Origin of the sequence: Henriciella mobilis, assembly GCF_003576285.1 — a bacterium.
Lineage (GTDB): Bacteria > Pseudomonadota > Alphaproteobacteria > Caulobacterales > Hyphomonadaceae > Henriciella > Henriciella mobilis.
Genome location: NZ_QWFX01000013.1, coordinates 818890 through 829082, shown reverse-complemented (window position 1 = coordinate 829082; position 10193 = coordinate 818890). Strand labels below are relative to the sequence as shown.

The window sequence follows — 10193 nt, the reverse complement described above, 5'->3', positions numbered from 1 at the left end:
GGCGCCCCGCCGCCGCCACCACCGCCGCCGCCTCCGCCACCGCCGCCGCCGCCACCGCCGCCGCCTCCACCGCCTCCGCCGCCGCCACCGCCGCCGCCGGAAGAGGTTGAGGAAGCGCCGGTCGCAGCCTGCTCGACGCTGAACCAGGCCTTCGTGGTCTACTTCGAGTGGGACAGCTCCGACCTGACGAGCCAGGCCGCTGCGGTGATCGACCAGGCCGTTGCCAACATCCGGGCGCGTGAAGACTGTGCCCCGGGCTCGGTGACGATTGTTGGTCACACCGATACGTCGGGTGCGGCGACCTACAACGCTCGCCTGTCGCAGCGCCGTGCGGCTTCTGTTGCCACAGCGCTGACGTCGCGTGGCATCGGGTCTGACATGATCTCGACCGAAGGCCGCGGTGAGAACGATCTCGCCAAGGCGACGCGCGACGGTGTTCGCGAGCCGCTGAACCGTCGTTCGGAAGTCACGATCATCGTCCGCTAGGACGCCGATCCGACAACCAGAAACAGGAATGGCCCGGCAATGCGCCGGGCCATTTTTTTATGGCGCAGACTGTTGGAAAGTCCGGGGATGGATGGGGCCCGAGGGCGACCCGTCCGAAGGTGTTTGAACGGTCTTATTTCCGTATGATTCCAGTACAATTTCAGTCTGATTCCGGTCTGGTCCGGAGACCGACGCGCCGCCGGCGATAAAAAAAGCCCGCGCCGATCTTGCCGGCGCGGGCTTTCCTCATTTTCTTCGAGGACGTTCGCGGGCCGGTCAGTCTTCTGCTGCGCGCGAGACGTCGAGCCCCTCGGCCTTGCCGACGGCAGCGAGCGCGAAGGCATATTCGACCGCCGTTTCCTTCAGGCCTTCGAAGCGGCCGGTCGAGCCGCCATGGCCGGCATCCATGTTGATGCGCAGGAAGTAGGGCCCGCCTTCGGGGGCTTCATGGCGCAGCTTCGCGGCCCATTTCGAGGGCTCCCAATAGGTGACGCGCGGGTCCGACAGGCCGCCCGTGATGAGCATGGCCGGATAGTCCTGATCGGAGACCTGGTCATAGGGGCTGTAGGCCATGATCGTGTCATAGGCCTCTGCGTCGGTGATCGGGTTGCCCCATTCGGGCCATTCTGGCGGGGTCAGCGGCAGGCTCTCATCCGACATGGTGTTGACCACATCGACGAACGGCACCGCCGCGACGATGCCGCCGAACAGGGCAGGGTCCATGTTCGAGACCGCGCCCATCAGCAGGCCGCCGGCCGAGCCGCCCATGCCGACCACGCGGCCTTCAGATCCGTAGCCATTCTCGACCAGATAGCGGCCAGAGGAGACGTAGTCCTTGAAAGTGTTCTCTTTCTTGTCGAGCTTTCCATCGAGATACCACTGATAGCCCTTCGCCTGCGACCCGCGCACATGGGCGATGGCATAGATGAAGCCCCGGTCGACCAGCGACAGCCGTGAGGAGGAGAAGCTCGCCGGGATGGTGATCCCGTAGGAGCCATAGCCGTAAAGCAGCAGCGGCGCCGAGCCGTCGACCGGCGTATCGGCGCGGCGCAGGATCGTGACCGGCACCGTCTCGCCGTCCCAGGCCGGTGCCTGCAGGCGTTCGACGACATAGTCCTCCGGATTGTGGCCGGACGGGATCTCGCGCGTCTTGCGCAGCACCCGCTCGCGCGTCGCCATGTCATAATCATAGGTCTGGTCGGGCACGGCCGGGGATTCGTAATTGTAACGCATCACCGTCGAGTCGTATTCGCCCGAGCCGAGGCCCAGCTGGTAGGCGGCTTCGTCCATCTCGATCGTGTGCTCGTCGCCGGATTCGCGTTCGCGGATCACGATGCGGGGCAGGGCGTTCTCGCGCTCCAGCCGGACGAGGTGATCCTTGTAGGCATCAAGACCGAGGACCAGCGTGCCCGGCCGGTGCGGAATGACTTCTTCCCAGTTCTCGCGGCCCGGCTGGTCGATCGGGGCCTTCATGACCTTGAAGTCGACCGCGCCATCGGCATTGGTCAGGATATAGAACGCGCCGTTCCAGTGGGTGACGTCGTATTCCTCATCTTCCTTGCGCGGCGCGACAAGCTTCGGCTCAGGCGTGCGCGCATCGGCGGGGAAGAACCAGACTTCGCCGGACGTGTGCCCGCCGGTCTCGATCATGATGTAGTCTTCGGACTCTGTCTTGCCGACGCCGACGAAGAAGCCTGGATCCTCTTCGCGATAGATCTCGACATCCTCACCAGTGTTCAGGTCGCGCTGGAAGACAGCCGTCGGGCGGCCCATATCGTCTCGCTCGACCCAGTAGAGAAGGTCGGAATCAGCGCCCCATTCAAAGCTGCCATAGGTGCCCTCGATCGGTGTGCCGACCGGCTCGCCGGTTTCTATGTCGCGCACGCTGATCGTGTAATATTCGCTGCCCTGGGTATCGATGGCATAGGCCAGCCGCTTGTGATCGGGCGAGTTGTCCATGCCGCGGATCGAGAAGTAGCTCTTGCCTTCGGCTTCCTTGTCGCCGTCGAAGAGCAGGGTTTCGGGCGCTGAGTCGTCAAAGGCCTGATCGGCCGGACGGCGGGCATAGATCGGATACTCGCCCCCCTCGCGATAGCGCACATAATAAGCATAGGGGCCATCCTTGGCCGGCACCGAGCTGTCATCTTCCTTGATGCGGCCGCGCATTTCCTTCAGCAGCGTCTCGCGGAGGCCTTCTGTCGGGTCTTCGAGGGCGGCCTTGGTGTAGGCGTTCTCGGCTTCGAGATATTCGCGGATGTCGGCGCGCAGCACGGACGGGTCGCGCATCACCTGCTGCCAGTTTTCATCCTTCATCCACTGATAGGGATCGGTGCGCGTGCGCCCGACCTGTTCGATGGTGACGGGCTCGCGTTTTGCCGTGGGTGGGGTGAGGGCGGTGCTCACCGTTTCTTCGGCGTCGACTGCCTGCGGCGTGGATGCTGCGGATTCTGTCATATTGTCGCTCAGCTCGGTTGCTCCGGTTTGCGTGGTGCACCCTGCAAGTAGGGCTGCACCGGCGGCAGTTGCCAGCAGAAATTTCAGACGCATGGATCAGGCTTCCCCTTCTTATCGAGAAACGAAAACCTAAGGGCTTTGAGGGGGCTGTCCAGATGATCCCTGCGCTGGGGCGGGCGAATTTATGGTCAGCCGGTCAGCGGGCGGGTGTAGGTGGCCATGTCGAAATAGTCTCGCCACACGGCGATCTTGCCGTTCGACATCTCGAAAACACCGCAGCAGGGAAGGTCGACCTTCGTCTCGCCGACCATTGTACGGTCGAGCCGTTCGGCCATCACGATGTTGCCGCTGGCTGCGATGTTGAGAAGGTCCCATTCGGTACTGGTCCAGTCCGCAATGAAGCGCTGGATGAACACCTTCAGCGCATCCTTTCCCTGCACGGGCTCTATCGGCATGTTGTGATAGACGCCGTCATCGGTGAAGAAAGAGACGATCTCGTCGGCGTCCAGCCGCGTCCAGGCTTCAATGAATGCCTTGATGGTCTCGATGTTGTTGGCTTCGCTCATCGTGCCGGTCCCTCCAGATACAGCTTTTGCGCTGATCCTATGGGCAGACAGGCCGCCCGGCCAGAGGGGCTTGCCAGATCAGGCGGGCTGCCCGGACGACTTGTCCGGCTTGCGGCAGCCCTTCTGGAAGAGATTGGAATTGCTGTTGCTGACTTTCCATCGCGGCACGAAGGGCGCGTTGCAGGCCATGGTATACGGCCTGCCCGTCAGCGCGGTGTCGAGCGTCGCGGTGAAAGCCTCGCCCGGCGCCAGCGTCTGGAAAGCGCAATCGTCATCCGGGCGCCTTGTGCCGTCGGCCTCCCGGCAGAGGGCGGCGACAACCGGTACATCGCACCTATTGGCGAGGGCGCCATCGATGCGGTCCACACAGTGGCCTGCATAGGCGGTGCGCTCGGGATAGGCGAGGCGCGTCCCGATCCAGGCCAGTGCCGAAAAGCCGATAAAGCCCGCAATGATGGCGAGCGTGCGCCGGTTCATGCAGGCCGGAAGTCCAGCACGACGCCGTTGATGCACCACCGCTCGCCGGTTGGCGGCGGGCCGTCCTTGAAGACGTGGCCCATGTGCAGCCCGCAGGTCGCGCAATGGCATTCGGTGCGCGGCATGATCATCTTGAAGTCGCGCTTGGTGTCGACGGCGGTTTCGCGGATCGGCTTGTAAAAGCTCGGCCAGCCGGTGCCGGAGTCGAATTTGTGCTCCGACGACCAGAGCGGCGTCCCGCAGCCGACGCAGTGATAGACGCCGTCGCGTTTCTCGTCATTCAGCGTCGATGTGAAGGCGCGCTCGGTGCCGTCCTTCACGCCGACGCGGAACTGTTCTTCCGTCAACTGTTCGCGCCATTCCTTCTCGGATTTCGAGACGCGCTTGAAGTTGTCAGCCGGTTTCGGTGGAAGCATGGGGAGGCTCCTTTGTCTGCTGGGCTGAATATAGGGCTGGCGCGGCCAACAAAAAAGCCGGGCATGGTGGCCCGGCTTCCTGTCGGTTCGTCAGGCATCCACGCCCTAGCCGTACACCACGGTCAGCGTCTCGGCGACGAGGGCCGGGCGATCCTGGCCTTCGATCTCGATCGTCGCTTCCATGCGCGTCTGCTTGCCGCCGGCCTTTGGCTCGACCGCGAGGCATTTCTGGCGCAGGCGGACCTTGGAGCCGACCGGGACCATGTTGGTGAAGCGCACCTTGTCGGAGCCGTAATTGATGCCGCGTGTCGTGCCTTCGATGCGCAGGACCTGCGCGCCGAGCATGGGCAGCAGCGACAGGGTCAGGAAGCCGTGCGCGATCGGGCCGCCCATTTCCTTGGTCGCGCGCTCGACATCGACGTGGATCCACTGATGGTCGCCGGTGGCGTCGGCGAACATGTTGACGCGGTCCTGGTCGATCGTGACCCAGTCGGACACGCCGACTTCCTGGCCAGAGATGGATTCAAGGTCGTTGTAATGGACTTTCTTCGGGTCAGCCATGGAGTCTCCTCTTCCTGTTGATTTCGTGGCGTTGCCATTCCTAATGCGCATTCGGCCCGGCTTTGCCAAGGGCTGACGTGGGAGCAGGGCTCAGGCGAGCTTCGACAGGCCGAACCAGATCGCGCGGATTGCATGGCGCACGGCAAGCCTGCGCTCCTCTGCCGCCGCGAAACCGTCTATGGCGCCCCGGTCATAGGCGCCGGTCATCAGGCTGGTCAGTGCGGCCGCATCGATATCGCCGGGCAGTCGGCCGGCCGCCTGGGCGGCCTTGATGCCGAGTGCCAGTTCCCGGGTCGTCGTGGCTGTGTCGATCTGGTTCATGCGCACCATGCCGAGCACGGCGGGTCCGTCGATCAGCAGGAGCTGGCGCGAGACCGGGTCGCTCATGGCCGACAGGAACGCGTCGCCGCCTTCGACCAGGTCGTCCACCGGGTCGCCGGTGCCGCGAGCGGCCTTGTCGATGAAGCGGGCGATCCGGGCATATTCGGCCTCGATCACGGCTTCGAGTATGGCGGCCTTGTCCTTGAAGTGATGATACATGGCGCCGCGCGAGACACTGGCCGCGTCCGCGATCTGCGGCGTCGAGACCTCGCCATAGCCATGCTTGCCGAACAGGGTCCGGGCCGCCGAAATGATCAGGGTGCGGGTGCGCGCGGTCCGATCCGGATTTCTTGCCATGAGGCTTGCCTGCCTTCCGGTAAAGCGATACACAAACAAACAGTCTGTTTGTTTTATGGGAGGATGTGGAGATATGCAAGCGCAAGGTGGGTGCCAGTGCGGCGCGGTCCGGTTCAGCGTCGATGGGCCGGTGCATTTCTCGGCGGTCTGCCATTGCCCGTCCTGTCGTAAATCAGCCGGCGCGCCGCTGGTGGGCTGGGCAATGTTCGACACGGCGGCGCTGACGGTGGACCGGCCGGCCGTCAGCGTCCACGCTTCCTCGCCGGGGGTGCGCCGCTCCTTCTGCGGGACCTGCGGGACAACGCTGTTCTTCGAGGCGGACTACATGCCCGGCCTGGTCGACATCACGACGGAGAGCTTTGACAATCCCGATGATGTGCGTCCGACCGACCAGATCTGGACCCGGCATGAGACAGCCTGTGTCAGGGCGCTCGCCGGCATGCCGCGACATGAGAGCCTGCCGCCACAGGCCTGACCGCCGGGCGGTATCCGGGATCAGACGATCGTCGAGTCTTCCTTGCCCCAGTAGCGGTCGCGCACGAGGCGCTTGTACAGCTTGCCGGTCGGGTGGCGCGGCAGGGCCGGATCGAAATCGACCGATTTCGGGCATTTGATCTTGGCAAGCTTGGAGCGGCAGAACTCGAGCAGCTCTTCGGCCACTTCCTCGCTCTCGGCAATGCCCTCCGCCAGCTGGACGACGGCTTTCACCTCTTCGCCGAACTCCTCGTTCGGGACGCCGATCACCGCGACATCGGCCACTTTCGGGTGGGTGATGAGCACGTTCTCGGCTTCCTGCGGATAGATGTTCACGCCGCCGGAAATGATCATGAAAGCCTTGCGGTCGGTGAGGTAGAGGAAGCCGTCCTCGTCGAGCTTGCCGACATCGCCGAGCGTCGACCATTCCGGATGCTTGGGATTGAGGGCGCCCTTCGTCTTCTCCGGGTCGTTGTGATAGTTCGGCGGCGTCGTGCCGCTGTAATAGATCGTGCCCGGCTCGCCGACGGGGAGTTCGTTGCCTTCCTCGTCGCAGATGTGAAGCTCGCCATGCACCGGCCGTCCGACCGAGCCCTTGTGGTTCAGCCAGTCGCTGGAGTTGATCCAGGTCATGCCATTGCCTTCGGAGCCGGCATAATACTCCTCGATCACCGGGCCCCACCATTTGATCATCTGCTCCTTGACCGGGATCGGGCAGGGCGCAGCCGCGTGGATGGCAGAGACGAGCGAGGAGACATCATACTTCTCACGCACCTCTTCCGGCAGCTTCAGCATCTTCACGAACATGGTCGGCACGAGCTGGGTGTGGGTGACCTTGTACTTCTCCACCAGCTCCAGGAATTTCTCCGGGTCGAACTTCTCCATGATGACCAGCGTTGCCCCGAAACGGGTGAAGGTCATGCACCAGCGAAGCGGGGCAGCGTGGTAGAGCGGGGCGGGCGACAGGTAGACCATGTCCGGTCCGTCGGCCTTGGCCAGCGCCTTGGCGAGGGCGAGCAGCACGTTCGGCTCGTCGATCTTCTGGCCAAGTTCCAGCTGCGGGCGGATGCCCTTCGGCCGGCCGGTCGTCCCCGAGGAATAGAGCATGTCGGTGCCGGCCATCTCGTCGGCAATTGGCGTGTCCGGCTGCTGCGCGCGGAGCTCTTCAAGCGGCTGATACTCGACGATGTCGCCATCGATGGACCAGTAGGCGTCGAGGTTCGTGATCTGGCGCACCTCGGTGGCGACACCACTGAGCCCTGCCGACGCGATCAGCACCTTTGCGCCTGAATCCTCGACAATGTACTGCACCTCGGGCGCCGTCAGGCGGGACGAGATGCAGACATAATAAAGGCCCGAGCGCTGCGCGGCCCAGGCGATCTCGAAATAGCGCGGGCTGTTCTCGGCAAAGATGGCAATCGTGTCGCCGGGATTGACGCCATGCGCGCGGAACAGGCGGGCGATCTGGTTCGAGCGCTGGTCGAGCTGCTTGAACGTAACCGTCTCGCCCGAATTGGCCATGATGTAGGCGGGGGCGTCCGGTTTGGACTTGGCGAAATGACTGGGATGCATTGGCTTTAGGTCTCCTCCGGTCGGCGTGCGCTCTGGTGGCGCAGGTCGCGCTTGTGATCTGCTGCGTTTTTAGCAAGACCGGGGGGCTCGTCCATGCCCGACGCTGGGGAAGGATGTTGTGTCTGGCTGTAGCGCCGGTGGCAAGGCGGAGGACCAGGCCTATTCGGCGGCGACCTTCATCGCTTCAGGCGCGGAGTCCTCCTGGATGAGTTCGTCTTCATCCGCGGCCAGGCCAGCCGCCATGCGCGCCCGCCATTCGGCCTTCAGCTCGTCGCTGCGCTGGTGATCGCCATCGGGTGACCAGCCGGGCGGATTGACGGCGCGCCGGGCCCAATGGTGCGGCTTCAGGCCGTCGCGCCAGAAATCCGCAAACAGGCCGCCAAACCCGTGATAGGCGACGACGAGCGGATTGTGCGTGCGCAACGGCCTGACGATACCATAGCGGGTTGCCTCATCGGCTGCCTCCGGCACGAAGCTGCCGAACAGCCGGTCCCAGATGATCAGCGTGCCGCCGTAATTTGAGTCGAGGTACTCCGGATTTGTCGCATGGTGCACGCGGTGATGCGACGGTGTGACGAAGATCGCCTCGACCCAGGCGGGCAGCTTGCCGATGGCTTCGGTATGGATCCAGAGCTGGTAGGCCAGGTGAACGCTGGAGGCGCCGAGGACAATGACGACCGGAAAGCCCAGCAGGACCATCGGGATGCCGGTGAACAGGAGACCGGTCAGCGGCCCGGTCCATGGCTGGCGCAGCGCCGTTGTCAGGTTGTAGTGCTGGCTGGAATGGTGGGTCACATGCTCGGCCCAGAACCAGCGCATGCGGTGGCCGGCGCGGTGTTTCCAGTAATAGAGGAAGTCATGCAGGATATAGCCGGTCACGCATGTGGTCAGGCTTACGCCCAGATCGATCACGCGCCAGTGCGCCGCCAGCGCCAGGCCGCCCAGCGACAGGAAAGCCAGCGCGGAGTTGATCATGATATTGCCGGCACACATGGAGATCGAGGTCGCCGCGTCCCTGGCGCAGTAGCGCCCGTTGATCCGGCCCTTGCGGACCGCCCACCATTCGATTGCAATCGCAGCCAGTACAACAGGTGTGGCGATCAAACCCAGTACTGGCAATTGCGGCATCAGCTGCGATCCTCGTCTACTCAAACTCGGATCACGTAAACGTGAACTCGCTTCGCGGCTCAAGGGGCGCGCTGTGCGACAAGCTGTCGGGCAGGCCGTCTGGTCAGGTTTTTGGCAGGCCGGGCGTTCCCGCATCTTCGGGGTGGGCGGCGACCCAGGCGGCTTTCAGTTCGGCCGACCGGTTATGCTGGCCGTCCGGGCTCCAGCCGGGTCCGTTGATGCAGCGGCGCAGCCAGCGATCCGGCCGCAGACCGTCGCGCCAGCAGTCGCGCACCAGGCCGAACGCTTCATGGAAGGCGACGGTCAGCGGGTTGTAGCTGGCGAGCGGCTTGACGATCCCGTAGGTGGGCGGGTCGCTTTCAAGCTCCGGCACGAAGCTGCCGAACATCTTGTCCCAGACGATGAAGACGCCGGCATAATTGCTGTCGAGATAGCGCGGATTGATGGCGTGGTGGACGCGGTGATGGGAGGGCGTGTTCATCACCGCTTCGAACCAGGCCGGCATTTTCCCGATGGCCTCGGTGTGGATCCAGAACTGGTAGACGAGGTTCAGCCCGCCGACGAAGAAGATGAAAAGCGGATGGAAGCCCAGGAAGACCAGCGGCAGGCCGATCCAGATCAGCCCGGTGAACGGCCCGAACCATGGCTGGCGAAGCGCGGTGGTGAGGTTGTAATGCGTCGAGGAATGGTGGGTGACATGTTCCATCCAGAACCAGCGCATGCGGTGGGCAAGGCGGTGCTTCCAGTAATAGACAAGGTCATAGGCGACGAAGAGGACGATCAGGCTCCACCACGTCACCGGGACCTCGGCCAGGCGGAACGGCCAGACCAGCATCATCATCCACAGGGCAATCGTGCCGGTCAGCGTGTTCACGACGAGGTTGCCGATCCCCATCGCCATGGAGGTGAGGGCGTCCTTGGTCTCATAGCGCCCGCCGGCACGCCCGGTCTTCACCGCCCACCATTCCCAGATGACGGACAGGACGAAAGCCGGCGCCGCCAGCGTGGTCGGTGATGGCCAATCGATCATGACTTGCGCGGTCCCGAGGCGCCGCCTGCGCCGCCCATGCCGAAGAACAGGGCCGCTCCGATGATGAAGCCGAGATTGTAGGTCCAGCCCGAATTCGGCACGGCGTAAATGGCGATGTCGCTATCGAAGAAGGTGCCGATGAAGGCGAAAATGATGAAGAAGCCCTGGACAAGGCCGAGGAAGAAGCCGGGCGGGTCGCCGGGTGTCACGACAATCTCGGGCTGGCGCGCGCACGCGGTGGCCGCCAGGGCAAGCGACAGGGCCAGGGCTGGCCGCCAGGTTTTACGCAGCAGGGCTCTCATGCCTTTAAATCTGACACGGGCGTCAGATTTTTTGAAGGGCGAAAAGCCG

12 protein-coding genes are annotated in these 10193 nt (G+C 63.8%); 2 read left to right on the top strand and 10 right to left on the bottom strand.

The window, feature by feature from the left end:
* Positions 1-486, top strand: a 486-nt coding sequence (locus tag D1223_RS14525; RefSeq protein ID WP_147372754.1) for an OmpA family protein, incomplete at its 5' end; no start/stop codon positions are given.
* Between the two features lie 276 nt (positions 487-762).
* Here the strand turns inward: D1223_RS14525 and D1223_RS14520 are convergent.
* The 6 genes from D1223_RS14520 to D1223_RS14495 all read right to left on the bottom strand — a co-directional run bounded on the left by D1223_RS14520 (position 763) and on the right by D1223_RS14495 (position 5638).
* On the bottom strand, positions 763-3033 hold the full coding sequence (locus tag D1223_RS14520) for a S9 family peptidase (protein ID WP_233353183.1): 2271 nt from the start codon (positions 3031-3033) through the stop codon (positions 763-765).
* Between the two features lie 95 nt (positions 3034-3128).
* Positions 3129-3506: a limonene-1,2-epoxide hydrolase family protein gene (locus D1223_RS14515; RefSeq protein ID WP_119377116.1), complete on the bottom strand. Its 378-nt coding sequence runs from the start codon at positions 3504-3506 to the stop codon at positions 3129-3131.
* A 78-nt stretch (positions 3507-3584) separates the two neighbouring features.
* Positions 3585-3983, bottom strand: a complete 399-nt coding sequence (locus D1223_RS14510; protein ID WP_119377115.1) for a hypothetical protein — start codon at positions 3981-3983, stop codon at positions 3585-3587.
* On the bottom strand, positions 3980-4399 hold the full coding sequence (gene msrB, locus D1223_RS14505; protein WP_119377114.1) for a peptide-methionine (R)-S-oxide reductase MsrB: 420 nt from the start codon (positions 4397-4399) through the stop codon (positions 3980-3982). Before msrB ends, D1223_RS14510 begins: the two co-directional genes overlap by 4 nt.
* 105 nt (positions 4400-4504) lie before the next feature.
* Positions 4505-4960: a MaoC family dehydratase gene (locus D1223_RS14500; RefSeq protein WP_119377113.1), complete on the bottom strand. Its 456-nt coding sequence runs from the start codon at positions 4958-4960 to the stop codon at positions 4505-4507.
* Positions 4961-5050: 90 nt separating this feature from the next.
* Positions 5051-5638: a TetR/AcrR family transcriptional regulator gene (locus D1223_RS14495; protein ID WP_119377112.1), complete on the bottom strand. Its 588-nt coding sequence runs from the start codon at positions 5636-5638 to the stop codon at positions 5051-5053.
* A 73-nt stretch (positions 5639-5711) separates the two neighbouring features.
* Between D1223_RS14495 and D1223_RS14490 the strand changes: the two genes are divergently transcribed.
* Positions 5712-6113: a GFA family protein gene (locus D1223_RS14490; RefSeq protein WP_158588498.1), complete on the top strand. Its 402-nt coding sequence runs from the start codon at positions 5712-5714 to the stop codon at positions 6111-6113.
* Positions 6114-6133: 20 nt separating this feature from the next.
* Here D1223_RS14490 and D1223_RS14485 read toward each other — a convergent pair whose 3' ends face one another.
* The 4 genes from D1223_RS14485 to D1223_RS14470 all read right to left on the bottom strand — a co-directional run bounded on the left by D1223_RS14485 (position 6134) and on the right by D1223_RS14470 (position 10144).
* On the bottom strand, positions 6134-7684 hold the full coding sequence (locus tag D1223_RS14485; RefSeq protein ID WP_119377111.1) for an acyl-CoA synthetase: 1551 nt from the start codon (positions 7682-7684) through the stop codon (positions 6134-6136).
* Positions 7685-7843: 159 nt separating this feature from the next.
* Positions 7844-8812: a sterol desaturase family protein gene (locus tag D1223_RS14480; RefSeq protein WP_233353182.1), complete on the bottom strand. Its 969-nt coding sequence runs from the start codon at positions 8810-8812 to the stop codon at positions 7844-7846.
* A gap of 103 nt (positions 8813-8915) precedes the next feature.
* On the bottom strand, positions 8916-9842 hold the full coding sequence (locus D1223_RS14475) for a sterol desaturase family protein (protein ID WP_119377110.1): 927 nt from the start codon (positions 9840-9842) through the stop codon (positions 8916-8918).
* Positions 9839-10144, bottom strand: coding sequence for a hypothetical protein (locus D1223_RS14470; RefSeq protein ID WP_119377109.1), 306 nt, complete (start codon positions 10142-10144; stop codon positions 9839-9841). The genes D1223_RS14475 and D1223_RS14470 overlap by 4 nt, the downstream gene beginning before the upstream one ends.
* Between the last annotated feature and the right edge of the window lie 49 nt (positions 10145-10193).

Coding starts and splice junctions, on each gene's coding strand:
- msrB (WP_119377114.1), bottom strand. CDS start 4,399: ATGCTTCCACCGAAACCGGCTGACAACTTCAAGCGCGTCTCGAAATCC.
- D1223_RS14515 (WP_119377116.1), bottom strand. CDS start 3,506: ATGAGCGAAGCCAACAACATCGAGACCATCAAGGCATTCATTGAAGCC.
- D1223_RS14490 (WP_158588498.1), top strand. CDS start 5,712: ATGCAAGCGCAAGGTGGGTGCCAGTGCGGCGCGGTCCGGTTCAGCGTC.
- D1223_RS14485 (WP_119377111.1), bottom strand. CDS start 7,684: ATGCATCCCAGTCATTTCGCCAAGTCCAAACCGGACGCCCCCGCCTAC.
- D1223_RS14510 (WP_119377115.1), bottom strand. CDS start 3,983: ATGAACCGGCGCACGCTCGCCATCATTGCGGGCTTTATCGGCTTTTCG.
- D1223_RS14520 (WP_233353183.1), bottom strand. CDS start 3,033: ATGCGTCTGAAATTTCTGCTGGCAACTGCCGCCGGTGCAGCCCTACTT.
- D1223_RS14495 (WP_119377112.1), bottom strand. CDS start 5,638: ATGGCAAGAAATCCGGATCGGACCGCGCGCACCCGCACCCTGATCATT.
- D1223_RS14475 (WP_119377110.1), bottom strand. CDS start 9,842: ATGATCGATTGGCCATCACCGACCACGCTGGCGGCGCCGGCTTTCGTC.
- D1223_RS14500 (WP_119377113.1), bottom strand. CDS start 4,960: ATGGCTGACCCGAAGAAAGTCCATTACAACGACCTTGAATCCATCTCT.
- D1223_RS14470 (WP_119377109.1), bottom strand. CDS start 10,144: ATGAGAGCCCTGCTGCGTAAAACCTGGCGGCCAGCCCTGGCCCTGTCG.
- D1223_RS14480 (WP_233353182.1), bottom strand. CDS start 8,812: ATGCCGCAATTGCCAGTACTGGGTTTGATCGCCACACCTGTTGTACTG.